Genomic DNA, 26,520 nt, shown 5'->3' with positions numbered 1-26,520 from the left:
TATTATTTGGATAGGTTGTACAGTTTCTCTATTTCGTTCTGATTTACTTGTACGCTCATTTCAAGTTCTTTCACATAATGTTTGACAAGTTCTCCATTCTGATCAAGCTTGAACAAGCCCGTTTTAGCCGAAGGGTCGACCATTTCAGGGACAAATGCTTTCAGCGTTACTGTACTTGGGGCTTCCTTGAAGCGGTCAAATAACAGTTCACTCCGGCTTTCGCCAGCTTCTCCGAGCGCCCCCATGCCGCCGACAAAATTCAAGAGATTTCCTTGCCCATCCCATAGCTCGAATATTAAGTTCTGATAAGCTTCTCTCGACCCATCCTCTGGTTCCAGATTTAAAGTCACCTTCGTTGTCAGGGGGGTAAATTGAATTTCGTCCAGTGTGACGGTAACATTTCTCCAGTTTCTCGTTTCTCTAGGGGAGAGACTCGTTGTCTTCGTCTGCTTGCGAACAGGCAGCTCGAAAACAAATGGCTCCTTGGTACCCTCCAGCCAAAATTGAGCTGTCAGTGTAAATTGATCTGGTAGAAAATATGCCGATTCCCCCGGGCCGGAATGGGCAGTTAACCGGAAAATCGCTGAATGAGGATCTTCTGTCGGCAGCCCGCTCAAACCGATGCGTTGGTTTCCCTTATATTCGTGGGTAGGTTTGCCGTTGATGAACATTTTGAAATCTCTGATTTCGCCTCTTTGGTGGATCACTTTCGCATTCTCCCCTTCTCCGACGACCTCGGAATCCAGAATAGCGCTGGGAAAATGATCGCCTTCTCGCTGAACCGCCAGAGATAAGCGAAGTCCGTCAAAGATGACCTGGGGCACATGCAGAGTAACTCCCTCATGGGTCACACTGGCTTTTGTTTCCTCGACCAGTCCTTGCTCCTCCGCTGTTTGTAGTCCCAAATCGTCAACCAGTTTGAAGATATTGCTGATGAGCGGCAGGTTTTTCAATGAATTTGCCAACGCTGGCGACATCATTACACCACTTAGTCCCCCGATAAAGACAAGGAGGACGGCAGCGGCTGTAGCTGCCCAAAATTTGCTCATGATCCGGCTGCGGATGTTATGCCCGGTTTTGTTCTCTATCGGATGATGGGGCAGGGAAGCGTAAACTTGATCCTGACGTTGACGAATGATCTCCGGTACTTCGTTTAGTTCTCCTCTGCCGATTTCCCGAAGCTTTTTATCGAGATCATATATTTCCATAAGTCAGCTTCCCCTCCTGTTTCCGCTTTATTTCATCGGCTAATATCCCGCGAGCCCGGTGCAGACGCGTTCGGACGGCTCCTTCGGAAATGTCCAGCACACTCGAGATTTGTTTAATTGACAAGTCTTGAAAATAAAACAAATGGATGACGATGCGCAATGACTCGTCCAGATGATCCACGGCATCATGCAGATCCAGCTTGCTGCTGTCCTCGTAGTAATGGAACGGAGGCTCCGCTTCCGGGAGTTCTGCCATAACCACCGTCTTACTGCGCAAACGAAGCAACTGATTGCATTCATTGATCAGAATCCGGATGACCCAGGTTTTAAAATATTTTGGCTGTTGTAATGTGGCTAAGCCTTTGTACGCTTTAAGCGTAGTTTCCTGAAATGCGTCCGCACAGTCTTCGTCACGTCTGACAATGGACTTGGCCAAGCTATATAACTGAGGCTCCAGCATCCGGAAGAGCCGGATGAACGCTTCCCGGTCACCTTGCTGCGCCCGCTTGACGTCCAGTACTATATCTTGCTGCAAGAATTTCAACTCCTTTTGAGGGCCCTCTATAGAATTAGATCGGGGAGTGGGCGAAAAGGTTACAGGCTATGACCGACTTATTTGGAATAGGATGGATTGCAGTGATGTTTGGATTTTTCCATAAAAATACCCTGACCAGGATTTGTGCCCTGGTCAGGGTCATTTGTTTTTTCTAGGTTTACTATGATGGGAGCGTGTATCAATCACGGGGGGCTGTTCGCGATAAAAGATATGCATCCTGCCGTTTTGTCTCAGGCCAGCTTCTCATCCAGAAAAATGTTTTCCAGCGAGACCCTTTCCCGTTCGATGCTGTAAATTCTGATTTTACACTCCACCGCGGCTTGGACAATCTCCGGGATCACCTCTTCCTCGTCGAGCTCTATCTCGACATAAGGGGGTTTACACTGCACGGCACCAGCCATCTGCTGTAACCGATCCAGCCACAGGCTTTCTTGAGATTGATCGCTGGCTTGATATTTGATAGTTATGTTGATGCTGCGGGTATGTGCCTCGCGAAGCTGTTCCAAGGTTCCCATTTTTTCAATTTTTCCATGGTTCAGAATAGCCACCCGATCACAGATGCGTTCAATTTCTTCGAGATTATGGGACGTCATGAATATAGTAATGCCTTGAGATGCTAGCGTACTGATCAATTGACGAATTTGCAGTGCGGACTCGACGTCCAGCGTCGAGGTGGGCTCATCTAGAAAAATCAGCTCTGGGGAGCCGATCAAAGCTTGAGCGATGCCTAATTTTTTTCTCATTCCAAGCGAGAATTGCCCGACCTTTCGGCCTAAATCCTCTCCTAGACCTACCGATTCAAGCAGGTCAACAAGCGAGTCCTTTCGGGCTGAAACCCCTTTAACTCGAGCGAAAAATTTCATATGCTGAATGGCGGTCATTTCATTGTAGTAATTACTGTTATCTGGCAAGACACCGATGCGCTGTTTGATTTTATTCATATGCCTGTAGGGTGTATTTAAGATCTCGATTGTGCCAGAAGTCGGTGTTAAAATGCCGCTCAGCATGTTGATGGTAGTACTTTTGCCAGCTCCATTTCTTCCGAGAAGAGCGAATACTTCTCCAGTCTCTAGACTAAAGCTGATATCATCCACGGCTTTCTTCGTCTTATACTCTTTAGACAGTTTGTTTACGATTAATGCTTTCATGCTTATAAATCCTTTCTCTGAAATAAAACCACGGCGGCTGCTAAGAAGACAAGGACCTCGGCCACAGTTACGAGCAGCAGTGCTGGTTGTTCAGACATTGGGTAGTAGGGAAGCAGATAACGCAAAGCACGGATCGGCACAACGGAGGAGAACATGCTCCAGATTCCAAAAATCGGCAGGGCCAGACCGAGCAGCACGCTCAGGATCACGGAATAGGCGTGGTGTATCACTAAGGTAGATAGCATAACGCAAATACTGGACAGGAAGGCAAGATATATCCATAGAAATAGCAATTCATGAATGACAAAGGTTCGCGTGATGAAGGATACCAATACGAAAGAAATGAGAGATACGATGACCCAAAATAACCAAACCGCCAAGAACTTGCCTAGAATCACTGAAGGGCGGGAGGTTTTGGTAATCAAAAGACGGATCCGCTGCAGCTGAATGTCGCGATTCACAATATCATGCGATAGAGTAAGCACAAATAGAGCCCCAAAGATCACCAGTATAAAAGATAATCCAGCCAGAGCCGTAGCCGACGGATTCGAGGATTCGTCCATAAATAGGGGGCTATTTCTCAAGCTGCGGGCGGCTAAAATGGATATTCCGGTAATAAATAAAACGATTAAAATAGATTTAATTCCTCTAATTAGGCCGACGAATTCTTTAATTACTATTCCTTTCATAACAATTCTCCTTCTTTCATCCCCTATACATTCTTTGATTCTCGAGTGAGCCACCTGCCAATAAGCCCGACCACGGCTAATCCTCCGAAAATAAACATCAGAGTCTTGTACTCATAGAAAAAGAAGCGGGTAATCAAGTAGCCGACAACACCTGCTAAACTTAACAGCTCAAACAGTTTACGCATAAATATCTCTCCTGTCTCTTATTCGCTATTCGTATTCCTATTAAGTTAGCAAATATTATACTAAGTTACAAGAAAATACCTGTAAATTATAGGGTTTCTCAGCTGTACTGCTGCTGTATTTGCGAAAATACCGATCTATGGGTTGAAACAATAAAAAGCCCTGACCAGGTAGAGTGTTCTGGTCAGGGCTTTATGAGTTTTAAAGCTGGGTTTTCTGCGAAGTGACATCCGGATCGGCTAGAAAGGAAGTGATTGGCATCGAGGCCGCTCCAAGGGCGGTGCTCCGGATGCCCAGCTCGGCGAAGGCGACCTGCGTCTTCTTCATATGATAGGACAAACTGCGGCTCTCCAGCGTATGCAGCATCGGCTCTTGAAGCAGATCCCCGGCCATGGACAGGCGGTTGCCGATGACGATCAATTCGGGATTCAGAATATTGACAAGGTTGGCCAACCCCACGCCGAGGTGCTTCCCCGTCTCTTCCAGCAGGGAGAGCGCGTCGGCATCGCCTTTTCGGGCTAGACCCAGCAGGCGGTCCAGCCCCTCCTCGGATGCGGCCGGGCTATCCTTCCAGCGCTGGGCAGCGCGGTCGAGCAGCGCCTTCTCCGAGGCGAGCGTCTCCCAGCAGCCGCGATTTCCGCAGCGGCAGAGGGGGCCGTTCTCGGTGACCGTCATATGGCCTACTTCTCCGGAGAAATTGGAAATCCCGCGATACAGCTCCCCGCCGACGATCATGCCGGAGCCGATTCCGACGCCGATGCTGATATATATTAAATTGGCGGCATCACGTCCGGCCCCGTACAGCTTCTCGCCGATCGCCCCCGCATTGGCTTCATTATCTATATGAACATTCTCGCCGAATTCGGAGACAAGCAGATCCTGCACGGCGACATTGTTCCAGCCAAGGTTCGGGGCGGAGACGATCCGGCTCTTCTCATCCACCAGCCCCGGGACGCCAATGCCGATGCCCACGATGCCGTAAGGCGATTCGGGTGCTTTTTTGCTAAGCCATTGAATCATTTTCCGGATTTGGTCAAGCGCATGGTCGGGCGACGAATCCTCCAGAGGGACCGTTCGCTCCCGAATGACATTCCCCTCCAGGTCTACGAGCACCGCAAACAGATCGTTGACGCGGATATCAATGCCGATGGCATAACCGGCGCCCCGGTTGAACAGCAACAGCGTGGGCTTCCGCCCGCCGCTCGATTCGCCGGGGCCAATCTCGGTCACCAGCCGGCTCTCGATCAGCTCGGCAACCAGAGAAGACACGGTCGCTTTATTCAGGCCGAGCGTTGCGGCGATATCGGCACGGGACAAGGGCTGCCGCTCGCGAACCGTATCCAGAACGAGCGTCTTGTTCATTTTCTTGATCAGTTGCTGATCGCCCGTAATTTTCATGATGAGTACCCCACAATTCTACTAAAAGATAACTACATCATACACATAACCGCAATGTTAAATCAATCACTTAGTTAGTTTACTAGACAAACTAAGTCGGCCGTGTTAGGATAAACATATCAAGCAGCATGCCTCGTCTAAAATTGGGTCATGCTACTAATAGTCATCATGATGTAAAGGCTTACTTTCTGCATGTAATTCCAAATCAGACTGGGAGGATTTAAGCATGAGTTATTTCAAGAACATTAACAAAATCCAGTACGAAGGTTCAGGCTCCAACAATCCGCTGGCATTCAAACACTATAACGAGAACGAAGTAGTTCTCGGCAAATCGATGAAAGAGCATCTGCGTTTTGCGGTTGCTTATTGGCACACGCTGACGATGGACGGAAGCGACCCGTTCGGACAAGGTACGATGATCCGTCCATGGGAGACTCGTACAGGTCTTGATCTGGCGAAGGATCGTGTGGAAGTCAACTTTGAATTTCTGGAGAAGCTCGGTGCTCCTTACTTCGCATTCCATGATCGCGACATCGCTCCAGAAGGCGCTAGTCTGAAGGAAACGAACGAGAATCTGGACGTTATCGTTGCTAAAATCAAAGAAGGCATGAAGGCTACCGGCGTGAAATTGCTCTGGAACACAGCGAACATGTTCACTAACCCGCGGTTTGTTCACGGCGCAGCGACAACTTCCAATGCTGATGTCTTCGCTTATGCTGCAGCTCAAGTGAAGAAAGGCCTCGAAACCGGCCTAGAGCTTGGCTCTGAGAACTATGTATTCTGGGGCGGCCGCGAAGGCTACGAGTCCCTGCTGAATACGGATATGGCTCTTGAGCTCGACAACCTGGCAAGATTCTTCCATATGGCTATCGACTACGCTAAGGAAATCGGCTACACTGGCCAATTCCTGATCGAGCCTAAGCCGAAAGAGCCTACCAAGCACCAATATGACTTCGATGCGGCTACTACAATTGCATTCCTGCAAAAATACGGCCTGCAAGATCACTTCAAGCTGAACCTGGAAGCGAACCATGCGACGCTGGCTGGACATACGTTCGAGCATGAGCTGCGCGTTGCACGCATCAACAACATGCTGGGCTCCATCGATGCCAACCAAGGCGACCTGCTGCTTGGCTGGGATACGGATGAATTCCCGACGGATCTGTACGCAGTTACGCTTGCTATGTACGAAATCCTTGAGAACGGCGGCCTTGGCTCCGGCGGCGTGAACTTCGACGCGAAAGTAAGAAGAGGCTCCTTCGAGCCGGAAGATTTGTTCTACGCCCATATCGCAGGTATGGATACCTTTGCAAAAGGTCTTAAAGTAGCGGCTAAGCTGATCGAGGACAAATTCTTCGACAACCTGCTGGATGAGCGTTATGCCAGCTTCAAGAGCGGAATCGGAGCAGATATCGTATCCGGCAAAGCCAACTTCAAGACGCTGGAAGCCTACGCGCTGCAAAACGGCGAGATCCGCAACAAATCCAATCATTTGGAATTGATCAAAGCTCGCTTGAACGAATATATTTTCGCTACGAAATAAGATGAATAACCAAGGGGACGCTGGACGTCCCCTTTTGAATATGAGGAGAAGTTCAAGAAGTCAATATTGGTGCTGAACGGCTTGCTTTTTGAACACTTATTTTATTAAAGTTTAAAATGGCGAAGGGAGAGTCACGGATGAAATACGTAATCGGTATCGATTTAGGCACTAGCTCGGTAAAGACGCTGCTGGTTGGCAAAGACGGGGAAATTAAAGGGGAAGCCACGGCAGCTTATCCGCTTATTCATGAGCGTCCAGGGTATAGCGAACAAGATCCTGAAGAATGGGTAAAAGGTACGGTCGCTTGTCTTAAAGAGCTCATGAACAGCAGCGGAGTTGCTGCGGAGGATATTGAGGGCGTCTCGTTCTCCGGCCAAATGCACGGCCTTGTGCTGCTCGATGAGAAGAATGAAGTGCTGCGCCATGCCATTCTGTGGAATGATACCCGCACGACGAAGCAGTGCCGGGAGATTGAGGCCAAGCTTGGCGACAAGCTGCTGGACATTACCAGAAATGCGGCGCTGGAAGGCTTCACGCTGCCGAAGATTCTCTGGGTGCAGGAGAACGAGCCAGAGCTGTTCGCGAAGGCGGCGCGCTTCGTGCTGCCGAAGGATTACTTGCGTTACCGTATGACAGGGAACGTCGCGATGGAGCTGTCCGATGCGGCGGGTACGCTGATGCTGAACGTACCGGAAGCGAAGTGGAGCGAGGAAATCCTGGAGGCCTTCGGGTTATCCGCAGAATTCGCTCCTCCGCTGGTTGGAAGCACTGAAGAGACGGGAACTCTGCTGCCGGAATTCGCTGAACTGACCGGGCTCTCCACAAGCACGAAGGTATTCGGAGGCGGAGCGGACAATGCCTGCGGAGCGGTCGGAGCCGGGATCGTGCGTCAAGGCGATGCGCTCTGCAGCATCGGGACGTCTGGCGTTATTTTGTCGTATGAGGAAGATAAGAATAAAGATTTCGCCGGCAAAGTGCATTTCTTCAATCACTCCCATCCGGGCGCCTTCTATGCGATGGGCGTTACGCTGGCTGCGGGCTACAGCATGAGCTGGTTCAAGGATTCGCTCGCGCCAGAGCTGAGCTTCGACGAGTTGCTCAAGCCGGTGGCCGATATCGCTCCGGGAGCGGAGGGGCTGCTGTTCACGCCGTATCTGGTCGGCGAGCGCACGCCGCATGCGGACAGCGTGATTCGCGGCAGCTTCATCGGGCTGTCCGGCACGCATCGCCGCGAGCACCTTGCCCGTGCTGTGATGGAGGGCATCACGTTCTCGCTGGCGGAGTCGCTGGAGCTGTTCCGTCAAGCGGGAATTCACGTAGAGCGCATCATTTCGATCGGCGGCGGCGCCAAGAATCCGGTATGGCTGCAGATGCAGGCGGATATTTTTGGCACTCCGGTCGTCGCCTTGAACAATGAGCAAGGCCCGGCTATGGGCGCAGCGATGATGGCCGCAGTAGGCAGCGGCTGGTTCGACAGCCTCAAGGACTGCGCGGACCAATTCATCGGATACCGTGCCACGTACGAGCCGAATGCAGCGAATGTCGAGAAATATGCGCGGCTGTTCAAGCTGTACCAGCAGGTATATTCGGCAACCCGTTCCTTGAACGAGGGCCTGCAGGAGTTCAGAGAGCAGTAATCGCAGAAATCATCAATACGGGAAAAGAAATCATCGTTGCGTGAGAAGGCTAATAGAGGCCGCCTCGGCACGGGCCATTTCATGATAATGGGTCATGGAATGGCAGCTAACAAGAGCACCGGATTCCGGTGCTCTTTGTGTTGGGGCTTAAATAGTCAATGGCCGAACAACCGCTGTTATGCAGATTCAGTCCTATGCTGAGAATAGAGGGAGGAAAAAATTTACTCCAGTATCTTGCATTATTCAGTAGTGAATGGTAGGATGTGGATATCCTACTACTGATCATTAAATAGTACTGATCATAGCTTTATTGCTGAGTAAGCGATGTGGCGGATATGAACAGAGGAGATTCCATGCAGGAAGGAGCTCTCAAGAATTTTTTGCATGAAACTACGTTGGAGGAGGGATCTTTATGGCTGCGGCTAATTCTGGCGAGGCTGTGCTGATCGAGGCGGTCAATTTGTCTAAAATTTACTCTGCAGGGACGGAGCAATTCCATGCAGCCAAAGGCGTAAGCCTGAAACTATACGCGGGGGAATTTACCGTCATTATGGGCAGCTCCGGCTCGGGGAAATCCACGCTGCTGTATCTGCTTAGCGGTCTAGATGCGCTCACCTCGGGAGAGGTCTATTTCAAGGGGCAGCGGATCGACCGGTATTCGGAGCGGGAGCTTATGGATTTTCGCACGCGCAAAATCGGGTACGTATATCAGTCCATTCATTTGATTCCGGATTTCACCTTGCTTGAGAACGTCGCTTTTCCGGGATATGTAGCCGGCCGCAGCAGCAGCGAAGTCCACAAGCAGGCGCTAAGCCTGCTGCGGAGAATGGGGATCGGCGAGCAGGCGGATCGCCTGCCTTCCCAGGTCTCCGGCGGGCAGCAGCAGCGGGCGGCCATCGCCAGGGCGCTGATCAATTCGCCTGAGGTGATTTTTGCCGATGAGCCGACGGGAGCGCTCAGTCAGGAGCAGGGGACGGTCATTCTGGATATTCTGACCGAGATGAACCGCAGCTCCCAGTCGATCGTTATGGTGACCCATGATCTTCGGGCAGCCTGCCGGGCAGATCGCCTGATCCTTGTGAAGGACGGACATATCGATGGCATTCTGGAGCTGGGCCAATACGAACCGGAGCAGCTGAAGCTTAGAGAAGACCAGATTTTTGCGTTTATGTCAGGGAAGGGGCGGTAAAGGATGTACGCCGTATGGAAATTATGCTGGTCGAACCTCAGCAACAAAAAAGTGCAAAACGGCTTCATGGCGGTCATCATCCTGTTATCCGCCCTGCTGCTCTCCACAGCCGTGCAAGTCATTCAAAATACGAGCCGCGAATATGAAGGCCTGCATGCCAAGGTTCACGGAGCGCATCAGATTCTCCGCCTGGAGAACGGCATTCATGATCCGGCACAGGTTCATCAGTGGTGGGCCGGACAGGAGGGCGTTACAGCTTCGGAAATGATGCGGTACCGCTACTTGTCCAGCATGTCCCACGCCGGCCGGGAAATTCCCAATGTCGACTTGTTTATGATGGATACGCCGAAGGGACCTTTTCCTGTCGATCAGCTGGTGTTCGTTCAGGGGGAGGAGAGGCAGGCGCCTCAGCCAGGAACTGTATGGATACCGACATCCTTAGCCTATTCTAACGATATCCAGGCAGGCGATTCTGTTGAATTCAAGACGGAGAAGGGGAGCTTCCAGCTGCAGGTTGCAGCGGTGGTCGTGGATATATCGTATTGTTCGCCGTTTGCGACCAGCGGGAGAATTTGGCTGAATGGCGGCGATTACGATGCCCATATGTCCTCCCTGCAGGGCCGCGACATGTATATGGCTGGACTGCGGTTCGAGGATTACAGCCAGAACCGGGCTTACTGGGAAAGCTTTGAGAAGTTTCTCGGCATGCCTTATCTGGAGTCGGTCAAGGATTTTGAGAGCCTATCCGCTTACTACATGATCGCGAATCAGCTCGTCAGCTTCATCATGGTATTTCTGGCGGTTGTCATGATATCCGCTGCCTTGTACACGCTGGGATTTACGATCTCCGATGCGATCCTGTCGAGCTACAGAACGATCGGTATCATCAAGTCCATGGGCTTGTCCTCGCGCCAAGTAATCATGGTCTACGTTCTGCAGTATGCGCTGCTGGCCTCGGTGGCGGTCCTTCCGGGCATCGGCTTCAGTTATTGGATTGCGAATCAAATCGTCCGCAGTTCCCTGGCTTATCTCTATACCGGCGCGGGAGCCTCGAACGTTCAATTCTCGATGATTGCACTATGGGCAGGGCTCGCGGTAATTGCGGCTGTAAGTCTCACGGCGCTGCTGTTCGCCAGCCGAGCCCGCGGCATCGAGCCGGCGCAGGCGATCCGTTACGGCATGCCGGAGAAGGCCAACGCCCGGAGGTTGGGCCGCGAAGGCGGATGGCGGAAGAAGCTGCATAAATTGGGCGGGCTTCCGCTGGAGTGGGTCCTCGGGCTGAGGAGCGTGACCGCGAACCTTCGCCCATCCGTGCTGATGCTCCTGATCACGGCGTTGTCCAGCGCGGTGCTCGTGTTCGGCTTTGTGTTCGTGCACAGCATAACCTCTATTCATGGCACGATTGCCAAATGGGGATATGACTCGGCCGATTTATCCGTAAGAATCGACGATCCTTCAAGGCTGAACTATGAACGGCTTCAGGAGGAAGTGCTGACGGATGAGAGGATAAAGAACTACAGCCGATATGGAGACGCCAATGCCGTGCTGCCGATCGATGCGGAGCTTGCCGCGGAAATGGAGCAGGGTACGATGGGGATTCTGCTGATGGTGGCGGAGGGGAATTACGATGAAATCGGCTATGAGAATCTTCGGGGCCGCAACCCCGCTGCCGGGCAGGAAATTTCCATCGGCGTGAACATCGCCCGCAAGCTGAAGCTGGATGTCGGCGATCCCCTGGACATTTATATCGAGGGAGAGAAGCGCACCCTTACGGTGACGGGAATATATCAAGCCATAGCGAACATGTCCTATACTGGTCGCGTAACGGCGGATGCAGTCGGCGGGGCAAGCCCTGATTTTGGCGGGCGCATGAATACGGTCTTCATTAATTTGCATGCTGGCGTGCCGGCCGATTCGTTCGCGGGCGAGCTGCAGGACAGGTATGGAAGCGCGATCTGGGCGGCGACCCAAGCCGCATTGGTCGATGAAGTATTCTCCCAGGCCGTCGCCATAATCATATTACCGGTGTCAATCATGGCTCTCTTGTTCGTTGTCGTTACGTTCGTGCTGATCTATAGCATTTGCCGCATCCAGATCACAAAGGACAGCCGAATCTGCGGCATCTATAAATCGGTCGGCATGACCTCGGGGCGCATCCGCATGTCCTTGGCGGGAGGCATCCTGGCCGTATCGGCGCTGGGGGCTTTGGCCGGAGTTCCCATCGGCTGGCTGCTCCTGCCCCGGCTGCTTAACGTCGTCCTAGCCGATTACGGCATGGTCGAGGTTCCGTTAATCGTAAACGGCGGAGGAATTGCCATGATGGTTCCTATAAGCATTTTGGCTGCATGCTTGGGCTCCTGGTTTGCATCCAGGCCGGTACAGAAGACTTCTCCGCGAATCCTGACAGCCGAATAGAGCAGTACTATGCTGTCGTGAAGATCGGCCGCAGAATAGAGCATACTGTCCAAAAGATCGACTGTAAAATAAGCACATTGGCAGAAAATTAACCGTAGATATAACAAACTGCCGCAAAATATAACGCATTGTTAGATCCAAGGGAAATTGCCGTTTGCAGGGGCGATTTCCTTTTTTTAATCCCGCCCCGAGGGGTCCCCAACTAAGAATTTTGTCCACAGCCGTGTTATAATAAGCGATATTCTGAGGAGGTTACCATGATCATCGGCAATGTATACCGGAAATATTTCAAGAACAATCTGTTCTTGAAAATGATTCTATTCTTTTCGATCATCATGATTGTGACAATTATAACGTTCTCCTACATGATATTCGTATCCATGTCGGAGGCTGCGGTGCAGCGCCAGATGAACATCCAGAAGCGGGCCGTTGAAAGCGTTAGCAGCTATATCGGCGGCAAATATGAATCCGTGCAAAATATGATGCGCGATGTCTACCGGGACAGCGAGCTGGCCAACAACACCTCATTCTTTATGGAGCATCCTTATGAGGAATACGTCCGTTTCAGATTGGATAAGTTCTATAACGATATCGGAGCAACGACCGATGCGGTACGGTTCTTCCGCAACAAGATGGAGGATGACCCCGACATTCGCAGCTTGATGCTGTACAGTGCGGATCAGCAGCATTTATATGTCTACAATCAGCATAAGCAGTTCAAAATCATCCCGACGAATGCCGCCCGTTCCTTCGTGCCGGATGCGATGTATCTGGATGAAGGGGCTCAGGTCTCGCTTCCGAATATCTGGGTCCGGAAAATTGCCAATTTGCCGGATGAGCCGATGTACTCGCTGCGCATCCCGGTGAACAACAAGCAATCGCTGCGCAATATCGGGCAGCTGCTCGTTTATTTTGACGGGGAGCGGATTGGGGAGAGTCTCGCCAACTACCGGGAGGAGTTGAAGGGCACAATTGTCGTGCTGTCCGCGGACGGCGATGTGCTGTTTGACACTTCCAACACCTTTTACGGCCGCAAATATCCTTATGCCGAGCAGGTAAATTCCATTTATGACACCGGGGTGATCGCGGAAGGGGTGACCATAACGAAGCTGACCCAGAGTCAGGGAGGCTTTACCGTACTCAGCGCAGTTCCCAGGGAGGAGATCGTCGCCACCTATAAGGGCATCCGGAACTCTATTCTAATGATCTCTTTGATCTGTATACTGGTCGCGATCATCGTGCCCTCTCTGTTCATCGGCAACTTTGCGAAGCGGATCTATAATATTATTCGCTTGATGAGAAGGGTGAAGAAGGGCGACCTGAAGGCGCGCATCGCAGATTCGCGGGAGGACGAGCTCGGCCAAATTTCCAAGAGCTTCAATGACATGCTGGATGAATTGAACCTGTATATCGACCGGGTGCTTAAGGCGGAGATCAAGCAGAAGCATACCGAGCTTGCCGCGCTGGAGGCCAGGGTAAATCCCCATTTTCTGTACAATACGCTGGAGGTCATTCGCATGCGGGCCATATCCCAGGGGGCCAGTGATGTCGCCGAGATGATTTACAGCCTGTCGGTGCTCTTCAAGAGCTATGTCCAGCAAAAAAGCAGCTACACGCTGAAGGACGAGCTGGAGGCGTGCCGTCTGTATCTGGAGCTGTTCCGCATCCGGTATAAGGATAAATTCGCCTATACGATTCAATGCGACAAGCCGTTCGAGCACATCCCGATATTCAAAATGTCGCTGCAGCCGATCATTGAAAATTACATCCTGCATGGCATGAGGCCTGACCGTAATGACAATCATATAGACATCTCTGTCCAATCCAGCGGCGAGGATTGCATCGTTCAGGTGAAGGATAACGGAAAGGGCATTTCCCCGGATCGGCTGGAGCAAATCATCAGAGGACTTCATCATCCGGAGGAGAACGCGGAATCGTTCGGGCTCCGCAGCATACATGAACGACTGGAGCTGTTATACGGCGACCGCTATGGCCTGGAAATCGAAAGCGAGGAAGGGCAGGGCACTATACTGACCGTTCGTTTTCCCCGGCAGGGAGAGGGGGTAATCAAGCATGTATAAAGTGTTCATCGTCGATGATGAGCCGTTTATTATCGAGGGTCTATACGATATTGTGGATTGGGCCAAGCAGGGCCTGGAGATTGTAGGACATGCGGAGAATGGCGCGCTTGCGCTTGAAGCGATGAAGGCAACGCCGGCCGATATTCTGATTACAGACATTTCAATGCCTGTCATGAATGGCCTGGATTTAATTCGCAGCATTCGGGGCATTTACCCTGAGCTGAAGGTGATCGTTCTTAGCGGCTATAATGAATTTGATTATTTAAAAGAAGGCATGGCGCTTGGCATCGAGAACTATCTGCTGAAGCCGATCAATTTGGAGGAATTCGAGGGAACTCTGAGGACGGTCGTGCAAAAATTGAATGTCACCCGTTCGGAGCTTACCCTCAGCGAGCAGAGCATGCGGATCTTAAGGGATAACGTGATGTACCGCTGGCTGCGGGATCAGATCAGTCCGAGGGAATTCCGGGAGCGGGCCGACCTGCTGGACATTCGGCTGGACAAGCCCTATGTGCAGGTAGCGATATTGCGGGCCGAGCGTTCCGTGACGGAGGTGTTCGAATCCGTGACGAGGCAGCTGAATTCATCCGAGGATATCGTTCCCTTCCGGGATATGGACGGCGATATCGTGCTGGTGTTCAACGCGGATGATGCCTTATCGGGCAAGGAGGATGCGCAGCGCATCAGCGATGATTTACGCCTGCTGCTGTCTTCCCGCCACAAGCTCTACGTATCGCTTGGCAGTTTGGAAATGGTGGAGAATGCGTCCCAGAGCTATGACCATGCCAAGCGGGCGCAGGAATACTTCATGGTGCGGCCGGCGGACCGGATTTTGCGGTACGAGGATTTGGCCAGCCAGCAGCAGGAGACACATCTGGAGGAGGGGCCGATCGACTGGGCGGAATACAAGAAAGAGGTGATGGCGAAGGAAACGGAGGCGCTGTATCTCCGGATTGAAAGAGACTTCGCCTACCTGCAGCAATTGGAGGGCATTACGCCGGAGATGCTCCAGGAGATGGCGATGGAATGGCTGATCCGCTTCAAAATGCTGCTGCAGGAAATCACCCATACCGAGGAGCCGGAGCTGTACAAGGGCGGCCTTAGCCAAATCCGGAGGACGACGACGGTGGCCGGGCTGGTGGAGATGATCAAGGAAGCGGCGGCGATGACGGTGGGCCAGCTGGAACGCGATGTGAAAAGTCCTGTCGTCCAGCAGGTGCTCAACTATATCCATGAATCGTACCATCAGGATTTGTCGCTGAAGGTGCTCGGCTCGATGTACAATATTCACCCGGTGTACCTGGGACAGCTGTTCCATAAGGAACTTAACGAGACATTTACGGAGTACATCAACCGATACCGCATCGAGAAGGCGAAGGAGCTGCTCCGGACGACCAATATGAAGGTGCAGGAAATCGCGCGGAATGTCGGGTACTGGGAGTCGGGTTACTTTTATAAGCAATTCAAAAAATATGTCGGCATATCGCCGACCGAATTCAAAGGGCTTGTCTAGCGAAGCATCGCTGGAGGGCTCTTTTCTTTATTTTCGACAGGATATATTTAATTTAGCTTCTATTTGAAAATGCTTTCATAAATTACAGTTAAGATAGTCCTGATAAGGAAATCAAGGCGAAAAGCCAGCCTGCGAACGGTAATCCAGTCACTTCCTTCAGCAGGAGCCGAAGCATGAATAATCCGGCTGCCCGGAGGAACGATAGCGTTGTCATGTTTTATCATTCGACAGGCTACATCAAAGGGAGGTTCACACGTAATGGCTAAACAAAGAAAAAGATTTGCTCTGGTTCTAGCATCCCTGATGGCGCTTACACTAGTGCTCAGTGCATGCGGAGGCGGCAAGGCTAGCGACAATGGAGCGGCTTCGGGCGCTGGAGGCAGCTCTGACAAGCCGGTTGAATTGATCTGGTACACGATTGGCACACCGCAGAAGGATGTTGACCGGGTTATGGAGGAAGTCAACAAATACACCAAGGAAAAAATCAATGCAACGATCAAAATGAAAATGATCGACTTCGGGGATTATACGCAAAAAATGCAGGTCATGGCTGCATCCGGAGAGCCGATGGACATTCTGTTCACCAGCTCATGGGCATTCGATTACGTGCAAAACGCGCGCAAAGGCGCATTCATGGAAATCGACGAGCTGCTAGATACCCACGGCAAGGGCATCAAGGAAGTGCTTGACCCTGCATTCCTCGAGGGCTCTAAGGTCGATGGACACAACTACGCGGTCCCTGCCAACAAGGAATTGCCGGCTCAGGAGGTTTACCGCTTCAATCAGGAATTGCTTGATAAATACAATTTAGACATTTCGAACGTTCGCTCTCTGGAGAGCCTTGAGCCTCTGCTGAAGGTCATCAAGGAGAATGAGCCGGGCATAACGCCTTATGCGATCGTGAATGACCATGTGCCGCTGATGCCGTTCGACTATGTGATTGAAAAAATGCCGATGGCCGTCTACTTGGACACTAAGGATTATAAAGTCGTGAACATCCTGGAAACCGAGGAAGCGAAGGAAACATTGAAGACGATGCGCAAGTTCTATCAAGCCGGCTATATTTCTCCCGAGGCCGCAACCACAACTTCGGTAGACGATTTGTACAAATCCGGCAAATGGTTCTCGGACCGTGCGGCTACACAGCCGCTGGCTAATAACCTCTGGTCTGCAAGCTATGGTTATCCTGTAACCTCTACGCCTGCTGGCGATGCTTATGTATATAACTGGTCTGTTATGGGTTCGATGCAAGCGATTTCCGCAAACTCGAAATACCCTGAGAAAGCGATGGAATTCCTGAACCTGCTTAACACAGACCCTGTGCTCCGCAACATGATCGATTCGGGGATCGAAGGCGTCCACTATGAGAAAGTCGGCGACAATGTCATGAGAAATCTGGAGGAATCCAAGAACTATGACATGCCTACCTTCTCGCTGGGGAACATCCTGATCACTTACTTGAATGAGAATGATCCGGCAGATAAATGGGAGCAATTCAAAGAGTTCAACGCTTCGGGTAAAAACGCGCCATTGCTTGGCTTCAACTTCGATGCAACGAATGTAGCCAGTGAAATTGCCGCTGTGCAGAACGTGAAGGACGAATTCTGGGCATCCCTCATGACGGGTACGGTAGACCCGGAAGAGTATTTGCCAAAAGCAAACGAGAAATTCAAAGCCGCAGGTCTGGACAAGATTATCGCGGAAGCTCAAAGACAGATTGACGAGTGGAGAGCTGCAAGCAACAAGTAGGAAGGAATTGAAGATCGGGCGGGTGAATGGCCCTCCCGGTCTTCTTTTTCAATAACCAACAGGAGGGGTAAGCGTGAGAAAAATCGGCAGCTTTTTTAAAGACATCGCGAAAAACAAAGTTATGCTGCTTATGGTTTTGCCGGGTGCATTGTGGTTTCTCTTCTTTTCCTATCTGCCGATGCTGGGTACCGTCATTGCCTTCAAGCAGTACCGCTTCCATAGAGACGGCTTCTGGGCGAGTATCGTGAACAGTAAATGGGTCGGATGGGACAATTTCAAGTTTCTGTTCAGCACGAACGACGCTTTCGTCATTACGCGCAACACGCTGCTGTATAATCTGGCATTTATTTTTATCGGTTTAGTATTGTCCGTATTATTGGCCATTGTGCTCTCTGAAATCGTAAACAAACGCTTGGCGAAAATATATCAAACCGGCATGTTCCTCCCGTATTTTTTGTCCTGGGTCATCGTCGGCTATTTTGCATTCAGCTTCCTGAGCTCCGAGCGCGGTCTGCTGAATCAGGTGTTTAAAGGTCTTGGCATGGATCCTATCCAATGGTATGCCGATCCGAAATATTGGCCTTTCATCATTATCCTAGTCTATCTGTGGAAGGCGGTCGGCTACAACAGCGTCGTCTATCTGGCGGCGATTATGGGGATCGACAGATCGCTGTATGAAGCGGCGATGATCGACGGAGCGAATAAATGGCAGCAAATCCGCCGCATCACGGTGCCGATGCTTGCTCCGATCATTACGATTATGACGCTGCTTGCGGTCGGGAAAATATTCTACGCGGACTTCGGTCTCTTCTACCAGGTGCCGAGAAACTCGGGAAGCCTGTATGCCGTCACGAACGTTATCGATACGTATGTGTACCGTGGGCTTAAGACGACAGGCGAAATCGGCATGAGTACCGCAGCTGGCCTGTATCAGTCGATCGTCGGCTTTACGCTTGTTATGACGTCAAACTACATTGTGCGCAAGTTCGATAAAGACAATGCATTGTTCTAGAAGGGAGTGAGAAGCAACATGGCGCAAAGTGCTATAAAAACAAGAGATTTTCACCATTTATCCAAGCCTTGGAATTTCATATTCAATCTGATTGCCGGCATTTTTTCCTTTGTGTGCGTATTTCCATTTCTATTCGTAGTCATCATTTCCTTCACGGATGAAGGAGTCCTGGCGCGTGACGGCTATCGTCTGCTGCCTGCCAAGTGGAGTCTTGAAGCCTATAAATATGTGTTTCAGACGGGGGATACACTGCTCCGTTCATACGGAGTAACGATATTCGTAACCGTTGTAGGGACGATAATCAGTCTATTGTTTATCGCATTTTATGCTTATGCCATCTCGCGCAAAAGCTTTAAATATCGCAATTTCTTCTCCTTCTTTGCTTTCTTTACGATGCTGTTCAACGGCGGACTCGTTCCGACGTATATCGTTACGACGCAGCTGCTCGGTCTGAAGGATACGATTTGGGCATTGATTCTGCCGCTGGCCGTAAATGCGTTCTATATTATGATTCTGCGAACCTTCTATAGCACCAGTGTTCCGGATGCGATTCTGGAATCGGGCAAAATCGACGGCGCGGGCGAATTCCGTATTTTCCTCAAGCTGGTATTGCCGCTGTCTCTGCCGGGCCTTGCTACGATCGGGCTGTTCAGCACGCTCGGCTACTGGAATGACTGGTTCAACGCCCTGCTCTATATCGATAATCCGAATCTGGTTCCGCTGCAATCGATGCTGATGCGGATCGAGACAAGTATGCAATTCATTATGCAGAACTCGCAGAATAGCTCGCTTAGCCTGGAGGCGCTGCGTTCGATGCCGCAGGATACATCCCGCATGGCGATGGTTGTTCTCGCGACGGGACCGATTATTTTTGCTTATCCCTTCTTCCAGCGCTATTTCATTCAAGGTCTGACCATTGGGGCTGTTAAAGAATAAGATCATCGAGGTAGAGGAGAGAGTGGAGACGATGACCATGATCTATAAAGATAGGCACAAACCAACGGAAGAACGGGTAGAGCATCTGCTCGGGCTTATGACATTGGAAGAGAAGGCGGGGCAGCTGATTCAAACTTTCGGCTGGCAAGCCTATGAGCATATAGATGGAACAATCCGTCTTACGGAATCCTTCAAGGAACAAGTGAAGAACGGTGGCGTCGGTTCTCTCTACGGCACGCTTCGAGCGGACCCGTGGACAGGGGTTACGCTGGAAACGGGATTGTCTCCCCGGGAAGGGGCTGAGGCGGTGAATGAAATTCAGCGCTACGCCATCGAGAATTCCCGGCTCGGCATCCCGATTCTGATCGGGGAGGAGTGTTCTCACGGACATATGGCGATTGGCGCGACGGTGTTCCCTGTGCCGCTGTCGCTGGGCAGCACCTGGAATGTGGAGCTGTATCGCGAGATGTGCCGTGCGGTCGCGCTGGAGACGAGAAGCCAGGGCGGCGCGGTCACTTATTCGCCCGTGCTGGATGTTGTTCGCGATCCGCGCTGGGGCCGGACGGAGGAATGCTTCGGGGAAGACCCCTATCTGATCGGCGAAATGGCGGTCGCTTCGGTGGAAGGATTGCAAGGAGATTCGTTAGACCGGGAGGATACCGTTGCAGCTACCCTCAAGCACTTTGTCGGGTACGGCAGCTCCGAAGGGGGCAGAAATGCCGGGCCTGTGCATATGGGTATGCGGGAGCTGCTGGAAGTGGATATGCTGCCGTTCAGGAAGGCGGTTGAAGCAGGCGCGAGGTCCATTATGCCGGCTTACAACGAAATCGACGGGGTGCCGTGCACGACGAATCGGGAGCTATTGGACGATGTGCTTCGCGAGGAGTGGGGCTTCGATGGCATGGTCATTACCGACTGCGGAGCGATCGATATGCTCGCTGCGGGTCATGATGTGGCTGAGGACGGGATGGACGCTGCGATTCAGGCCATTACCGCAGGCATCGATATGGAAATGTCGGGCGAAATGTTCGGCAAGTACCTGGTGGAAGCGGTGCGCCAAGGCAAGCTGGATATGGAAGTGGTCGATACGGCTGTGCGCCGGGTGCTGACGCTAAAATTCAAGCTGGGCTTGTTCGAGCGTCCTTATGCCGACCCGGAGCGGGCGGCGGAGGTGATCGGCAGCGATGAGCATAAAGAGCTGGCACGCCGGATCGCTGGCGAAGGCATCGTGCTGCTGAAGAACGAGGACGGCGTTCTGCCGCTATCGAAAACGGCAGGCAAAATTGCCGTTATCGGGCCCAATGCGGATGCCGGGTATAACCAGCTCGGGGATTATACGTCCCCTCAGCCTAAGGATAAGGTGGTCACCGTGCTGGAGGGCATCCGCAGCAAGCTTGCCGGTCAGCCGGAGCGGGTGCTGTATGCGCCGGGCTGCCGGATTAAAGGCGATTCCAGGGAAGGCTTTGAATATGCCTTATCCTGCGCGGAGCAGGCCGACACGGTCGTGATGGTCGTTGGGGGCTCCAGTGCCCGTGATTTCGGCGAAGGCACGATCGATCTGCGGACGGGTGCGTCCAAGGTGACGGAGAATTCCTGGAGCGACATGGACTGCGGCGAAGGAATCGACCGCATTTCCCTGCAATTATCGGGCGTACAGCTGGAGCTTGTGCAAGAGATTCACAAGCTGGGTAAGCCGGTTGTGGTTGTCTATATCAATGGCCGGCCGATTGCCGAGCCATGGATCGAGGAGCATGCCCATGCGGTCGTAGAGGCCTGGTATCCGGGGCAGGAGGGCGGCCATGCGGTTGCGGATGTGCTGTTCGGCGACGTAAATCCGTCAGGCCGCTTGACGATCTCGATTCCGAAGCATGTCGGCCAGCTTCCTGTTTACTATAACGGCAAGCGCTCGCGGGGCAAGCGTTATTTGGAGGAGGACGCCCAGCCGCGCTATCCGTTCGGCTACGGGCTGAGCTACACGGAGTTTGCTTATTCTGGCCTTCGCGTAGAGCCGGCGGTTATTTCGGCGGATGAAGAGGCGGTCGTCAGCGTCACCGTGACGAATGCCGGTCAGGTTGCGGGAGCAGAAGTTGTGCAGATGTATGTTTCCGATGTGGCCAGTAAAGTGACGAGACCGGCCAAGGAGCTGAAGGGCTTTGCGAAGCTCCAGCTTGCCCCGGGCGAAAGCCGGGAAGTGAGCTTCAAGGTGGGCCGTGAGCAGCTGGAGTACATCGGGCTTGATCATAAACCGGTCGTGGAGCCGGGGCAATTCAAAATTTATGTCGGCAAGCATGTGAACGACGGGGAGAGCGTCGATCTTACGGTGCGGGAGGAGGAATAACGATGGAGCGGATCAGGAGGTTCATTCGCGAGCTGTCGGAGCGTCAGTGGCTGGCGTCTCGCGAGCTGGCGGATTGGGATATTTCTTATGCGGCCTATCATTTGCCTGGCGAATATGAGCATTTTGGGACATATGCCGAAGGACGCGATCTGGAGCGGTTTCCGAGCACGCAGGGGACGACGTATTTTTTCAGGCAGCGGCTTGAAATTCCTGCGGCTTGGCTTGGCGGAAATTACAAGTCTAATGAGGCTGCCAAGCTTAGCGGGAATGACTCCCGGGGTGTTCATGACGCCCATGGGGCTCATGACGCCTATGGTACTCATGACGCCTATGGTACTCATGACGCCCATAGTGCCCATCAAGCCTATGCTGCTCATGACGCCCATAAAGCGCAGAATGCTAGTAACTTGCAGAGCGCTCAGGAACGGCGCAACGGGCATCATGAGCCTAGCGCTCATATCGGCCTCGTCTTCGAGTCGGGCGGAGAGGGATTGCTTCGGGTCAACGGCGCCTCTTATCAGGGGCTGGATCGCAACCATACGTTCGTTACGCTGCGGCCGGAGCGGGATGGCAGCGTCCTCGACCTGGAGATTGAGCTCTTCGACCCGATCCCCGAGCCGGTAGACCCCTTGAATCAGCAGGCGGTCATTCAACCGCCGATTACGTCGATCCGCAGCAGCCTGGTGCTGGTGAATCGTGCCGTGCAAAGCCTGATGTATACGGCTGTAATTGTCCGCGACTCCATGCTGCTGCTGCCGGAGCAGGATTTTCGCCGCACTCGGCTAATCGAGGCGCTGTATCGGGCGATGGACCGGTTTGTGTCTTTGAGCGAGGAGGAAATTCGCGGCGGTGAAGCCGTTGAGCATATCGAGAAGGAACTGAGGAACAACGTTCACGAAATTGGCGGCAATGCAGAAGGCACGCTGCATATGGTAGGGCAATCGCATATCGATATCGCCTGGCTGTGGCCGGCGCGGGAGACGGTTCGCAAGACGAGCCGCACCTTCTCTACAGTTGATGCCCTGATGGATGAATATCCGCAATACCGATATGCGCAGAGCCAGCCGCAATTGTTCGCTTATTTGAAGGATAACGATCCAGAGCTGTATGAACGGGTCAAGGAAAGAATCAGAGAAGGGCACTGGGAGCTGGTTGGCGGCATGTGGGTTGAGCCGGATCTGAACATTCCGAGCGGCGAATCGCTGATGCGGCAAATGCTGTATGGCCAGCGGTTCTACCAGGAGGAATTCGGCATGACCTCGGATATCGAATGGCTGCCGGATACGTTCGGATACTGCGCTTCGCTGCCGCAAATACTGCGGCATGGCGGCATTCGCTACTTCATGACCACGAAGCTGGGCTGGAATGACACGAATGTGTTCCCCTACGATCTGTTCCACTGGGTGGGCATTGACGGAACGGCGATGCTCTCCTATTTGAACCATGGCGTGAACGAGAATACGCTGCCGAAGGACGTGCATGATCACTGGCAGTCCTACCGGGAGAAGGCCAAGCATAACGAGCAGATGCTGCTCTATGGCCATGGGGATGGCGGCGGCGGCGTGACCCGCGAAATGCTGGAGTATATCGACCGCGCCGACCTGATGGTCGGGCAGCCGGCCAGCCGCTACAGCACGGCGAAGGCATTCTTCGCCGGGATTGCGGAGGCCGGGCCCAAGCTGCCGGAATGGCATGGCGACTTGTATCTGGAGCTGCACCGCGGAACGTATACGACCCATGGCCGCAACAAGCTGAACAATCGCAAGGCGGAAATATTGTACCGCGAGGCGGAGCTGTGGAATGCGCTGGCTGCACAGGACATGAAGCCGGAGCTGCGGCAGGAGGCGGATCAGCGCCTCCACGACGGCTGGAAGCTGATCCTGCTCAACCAGTTCCATGACATTATTCCGGGCTCTGCCATTACCGAGAGCTACGTCACCTCGATGAAGGAGTATGCTGAAGTCTTCGAGAATGGCGAGACTGTGCTGGGGTACGGCATCCAAGCTCTGGCGGAAATGATTACAACCCTGCCGGGGGACGGCAACGGCGGTTATGACGCAAATTCAGACGCAGGGGCAGTGCCAAGCCATGGCAAGCCTTACATCATATTCAACAGCCTGGGCTGGAGCCGTAGTGAAGTTGTTGCCATTGAATTAGAGGAGAGCGATGCAGAAGAGACTCCTATCTCCGCAGGGGTGGCTGCTTATGATGCGCAAGGGCAGCGCCTTGCGGTTGACGTCAGCCGCGATGACCAGGGCAAGCGGACGGTATGGGTTCTGGTGAAGAACATTCCCGCCTTCGGTTATACGACGATTTGGCTTGAGGCCGATCCTGTGACGGCCGAGCTGGATACGGATTCGGTCGCTGATGAGGCTGCACCAGGCAAAGATAAGCCGCAGGATCTAGCGGTCTGGGAGACGGAGTATTACCTTGTCCGCTTCAATGATCGGGGAGAAATCATCAGCCTGTTCGACAAGCGGGCGAGCCGGGAGATCGTGAAGCAAGGGGAGGCGGCCAATCGCTTTCATTTCTTCCATGACCGTCCGACACTATGGGACGCATGGGATATCGATGACCGTTACGAGCAGCAGCCGGCAGGAGAGGCCGAGCTGCTGGAGAAGCGCATTTTGCTGACGGGGGCAACGAAGGACGTGCTGCGCTTCCGCTGGAGCATCGGCCAGTCGGTCATTACGCAGGATATCATTTTCTATCGCTATAGTCCTCGAATCGATTTCAAGACGCATGTCGACTGGAATGAAGCCCATAAGCTGCTCAAGGTCGGCTTCCCGGTCAATGTCGTAACCGACAAGGCCACCTATGAAATTCCGTTCGGGGCTCTGGAGCGGCCAACTCATCGCAATACGAGCTGGGAGCAGGCCCAGTATGAGGTGTGCGGCCATCGCTTTGCCGATGTGTCCGAGCGGGGGTATGGCGTAAGTCTGCTTAATGACAGCAAATACGGCTACGATGTTCAGGGCAGCACCATCCGGCTATCCTTGCTGCGGGCGCCGAAATGGCCGGATGTTACAGCGGATCTTGGCGAGCATGAGTTTGTATATTCGCTCTATCCTCATCAAGGGGACTGGCAGTCCGCGCATACGGTAAGGCAAGCGTCCGAGCTGAATCATGCCTCCGTCGTTGCAGCCGCCGAGCTGAGACAAGGGCAGCTTCCCGCAGAGCATTCCTTCATCGTCTTTACGGGACAGCACGTTATCCTCGATACCGTCAAGCCGGCGGAGGATGGAAGCGGGACAATCCTGCGCTTCTACGAATCCTCCGGAGGCCGGGAGGATGTGGAGCTTCGCTGGGCACAGCCTGTGCAGGAAGCGTGGCTGTCTAACGCGCTGGAAGAGGAGACGGAACGAATGAACCCTGGCAATGGGGTCCTTGCTCTATCTTTTGCGCCATATGAAATCAAGACGTTGAAGATCAAGCATTAGAACACTTGGGTACATGGAGCCTAAATTATTGCTCGATATATAAGGACATATAAGGAGAGAAACGACATGGAACAATTCAGATTACCGAAGATTCCAATGCCGAAGCTGGAGCTGCCAAGGGCGGTGCAGGAGGTACTGCAGGAGGCCGAGGAGAAGCTGGCGCATCGTCCCAAGCTGCTGAAGCTGTTCAAGAATACTTTTCCCAACACGCTGGAGACGACCACCAAGCTGATGGACGACGGCACGACCTTCGTCATTACCGGCGATATCCCGGCCTTATGGCTGCGCGACTCTGTGGAGCAGGTCATTCATTACGTTCCTCTAGCCAAGGACGATGCTGATTTGCAGCGGATTATCGGCGGGCTGATCAAGCGCCATATTCAATATATTCATATCGACCCGTATGCCAATGCATTTAACGAGACCGCCAATGACTGGCACTGGAACACGACGGACGAGACGGAAATGTCGCCATGGGTATGGGAGCGGAAGTTCGAAATCGATTCATTATGCTTCGTGATCCGCCTCGCTTATATGTACTGGAAAGAGACGGAGCTGACTGATATTTTCGATGCGGGCTTTAAAGCAGCCATGCGTAAAATCGTCGATGTATTCAAGACGGAGCAGCGTCATTTCGAACAATCCGCGTATCGTTTCACCCGCAATAACGGGATACCGGAGGATTCCCTCCGCAACAATGGGCTGGGAATGCCGGTCAACTATACGGGCATGATCTGGTCGGGCTTCCGTTCGAGTGACGATGCCTGCGATTTCCACTACAACATACCGGGCAATATGTTTGCGGTCGTTGCTCTGCGCCAGATGCAGGAATTCGCGGAATGGGTGTTCCGGGATATGGACCTCCTGGCGGAGCTGAAGGAGCTGGAGTTCGAGGTGGATCATGGAATCAAGCTGTACGGCATCTACCGCCATCCGGAGTTCGGGCCGATTTATGCTTACGAAACCGACGGCTATGGCAACTACTGCCTGATGGACGATGCGGGAACCCCAGGCTTGATGTCGATTCCGTACCTGGGCTATGTGACGGCCGATGATGAGGTCTATCAGAATACGCGGCGCTTCGCGCTGAGCAAGGAGAATCCGTTCTATTTTGAAGGGAAAAAGGCGCGGGGGATCGGCAGCCCGCATACGCCGAAGGATTACATTTGGCATATGGCGCTTTCCATGCAAGGCATAACCGCTCAGACGAAGGAAGAGAAGCTGGAAATGATCGCGATGCTGGAAGCGACGGATGCTGATACAGGCTTCATGCATGAAGGCTTCCATGCGGACGATCCTTCGATCTTTACGCGAAGCTGGTTCGCTTGGTCGAACAGCCTGTTCTCCCAGCTCGTGTACCGTGCCATGAAGGAAGGTATTTTGTAACTGAGCCGGATGGCATTGCGCTGCTTCTAACTGAGCTAGTGTAACTGAACCCCAATTTTTTGATGAATGAATTCATAGTGCGATTATTGTACAAAGGAG

Annotated in this window: 18 protein-coding genes; 12 read left to right on the top strand and 6 right to left on the bottom strand. The window is 52.7% G+C overall.

Features of this window, described 5'->3' with window-relative positions; genetic code table 11:
• Window positions 1-2 precede the first annotated feature (2 nt).
• From BN2762_RS10320 to BN2762_RS10300, 6 genes are all read right to left on the bottom strand, one after another.
• Window positions 3-1,208, bottom strand: coding sequence for a DUF4179 domain-containing protein (locus BN2762_RS10320; RefSeq protein ID WP_055106920.1), 1,206 nt, complete (start codon window positions 1,206-1,208; stop codon window positions 3-5).
• Window positions 1,195-1,743, bottom strand: coding sequence for a sigma-70 family RNA polymerase sigma factor (locus BN2762_RS10315; RefSeq protein ID WP_055106919.1), 549 nt, complete (start codon window positions 1,741-1,743; stop codon window positions 1,195-1,197). Before BN2762_RS10315 ends, BN2762_RS10320 begins: the two co-directional genes overlap by 14 nt.
• Window positions 1,744-1,994: 251 nt before the next feature.
• The gene (locus tag BN2762_RS10310) at window positions 1,995-2,912 is read right to left on the bottom strand and encodes an ABC transporter ATP-binding protein (RefSeq protein WP_055106918.1); all 918 of its coding nucleotides are present in this window, start codon (window positions 2,910-2,912) and stop codon (window positions 1,995-1,997) included.
• A 2-nt stretch (window positions 2,913-2,914) separates the two neighbouring features.
• Entirely contained in the window at window positions 2,915-3,601 is a 687-nt protein-coding gene (locus tag BN2762_RS10305; protein ID WP_055106917.1) for an ABC transporter permease, read from the bottom strand.
• Between the two features lie 23 nt (window positions 3,602-3,624).
• Window positions 3,625-3,786 (bottom strand): hypothetical protein, encoded by a 162-nt coding sequence (locus BN2762_RS26880; protein WP_154674769.1) that lies wholly within the window; start codon window positions 3,784-3,786, stop codon window positions 3,625-3,627.
• 199 nt (window positions 3,787-3,985) lie between these two features.
• Window positions 3,986-5,182, bottom strand: coding sequence for an ROK family transcriptional regulator (locus BN2762_RS10300; protein WP_055106916.1), 1,197 nt, complete (start codon window positions 5,180-5,182; stop codon window positions 3,986-3,988).
• Between the two features lie 226 nt (window positions 5,183-5,408).
• Between BN2762_RS10300 and xylA the strand changes: the two genes are divergently transcribed.
• The 12 genes from xylA to BN2762_RS10240 all read left to right on the top strand — a co-directional run bounded on the left by xylA (window position 5,409) and on the right by BN2762_RS10240 (window position 26,421).
• Window positions 5,409-6,725, top strand: a complete 1,317-nt coding sequence (gene xylA / locus BN2762_RS10295) for a xylose isomerase (RefSeq protein WP_055106915.1) — start codon at window positions 5,409-5,411, stop codon at window positions 6,723-6,725.
• Window positions 6,726-6,862: 137 nt separating this feature from the next.
• Window positions 6,863-8,362 carry a xylulokinase gene (gene xylB / locus BN2762_RS10290; protein WP_055106914.1) on the top strand — a complete coding sequence of 500 codons (1,500 nt, stop codon included), beginning with the start codon at window positions 6,863-6,865 and terminating at the stop codon, window positions 8,360-8,362.
• A gap of 412 nt (window positions 8,363-8,774) precedes the next feature.
• Window positions 8,775-9,551 (top strand): ABC transporter ATP-binding protein, encoded by a 777-nt coding sequence (locus tag BN2762_RS10285; protein WP_055106913.1) that lies wholly within the window; start codon window positions 8,775-8,777, stop codon window positions 9,549-9,551.
• Window positions 9,552-9,554: 3 nt separating this feature from the next.
• The gene (locus tag BN2762_RS10280) at window positions 9,555-11,966 is read left to right on the top strand and encodes an FtsX-like permease family protein (protein WP_055106912.1); all 2,412 of its coding nucleotides are present in this window, start codon (window positions 9,555-9,557) and stop codon (window positions 11,964-11,966) included.
• 257 nt (window positions 11,967-12,223) lie between these two features.
• Entirely contained in the window at window positions 12,224-14,047 is a 1,824-nt protein-coding gene (locus tag BN2762_RS10275) for a sensor histidine kinase (protein WP_055106911.1), read from the top strand.
• A complete protein-coding gene (locus BN2762_RS10270; protein ID WP_055106910.1) occupies window positions 14,040-15,560 on the top strand; it encodes a response regulator transcription factor in 1,521 nt (506 codons plus the stop codon). Before BN2762_RS10275 ends, BN2762_RS10270 begins: the two co-directional genes overlap by 8 nt.
• A 258-nt stretch (window positions 15,561-15,818) precedes the next feature.
• A complete protein-coding gene (locus BN2762_RS10265; RefSeq protein ID WP_055106909.1) occupies window positions 15,819-17,309 on the top strand; it encodes an ABC transporter substrate-binding protein in 1,491 nt (496 codons plus the stop codon).
• A 121-nt stretch (window positions 17,310-17,430) separates the two neighbouring features.
• On the top strand, window positions 17,431-18,321 hold the full coding sequence (locus BN2762_RS10260) for an ABC transporter permease (RefSeq protein ID WP_392391589.1): 891 nt from the start codon (window positions 17,431-17,433) through the stop codon (window positions 18,319-18,321).
• Window positions 18,322-18,339: 18 nt separating this feature from the next.
• Window positions 18,340-19,257: a carbohydrate ABC transporter permease gene (locus tag BN2762_RS10255; protein WP_055106907.1), complete on the top strand. Its 918-nt coding sequence runs from the start codon at window positions 18,340-18,342 to the stop codon at window positions 19,255-19,257.
• 37 nt (window positions 19,258-19,294) lie between these two features.
• Window positions 19,295-21,595, top strand: a complete 2,301-nt coding sequence (locus BN2762_RS10250; protein WP_055109905.1) for a glycoside hydrolase family 3 N-terminal domain-containing protein — start codon at window positions 19,295-19,297, stop codon at window positions 21,593-21,595.
• A gap of 2 nt (window positions 21,596-21,597) precedes the next feature.
• Window positions 21,598-25,035: a glycoside hydrolase family 38 N-terminal domain-containing protein gene (locus tag BN2762_RS10245; RefSeq protein ID WP_083484855.1), complete on the top strand. Its 3,438-nt coding sequence runs from the start codon at window positions 21,598-21,600 to the stop codon at window positions 25,033-25,035.
• 66 nt (window positions 25,036-25,101) lie between these two features.
• Complete coding sequence (locus BN2762_RS10240) at window positions 25,102-26,421, top strand: glycoside hydrolase family 125 protein (protein ID WP_055106906.1); 1,320 nt, start codon at window positions 25,102-25,104, stop codon at window positions 26,419-26,421.
• Window positions 26,422-26,520: the final 99 nt, after the last annotated feature.

The sequence above is a fragment of the Paenibacillus ihumii genome, assembly GCF_001403875.1.
Classification (GTDB): domain Bacteria; phylum Bacillota; class Bacilli; order Paenibacillales; family Paenibacillaceae; genus Fontibacillus; species Fontibacillus ihumii.
The sequence above is the reverse complement of the archived record's forward strand: the minus strand, read 5'-3'. Positions and strand labels throughout refer to the sequence as shown.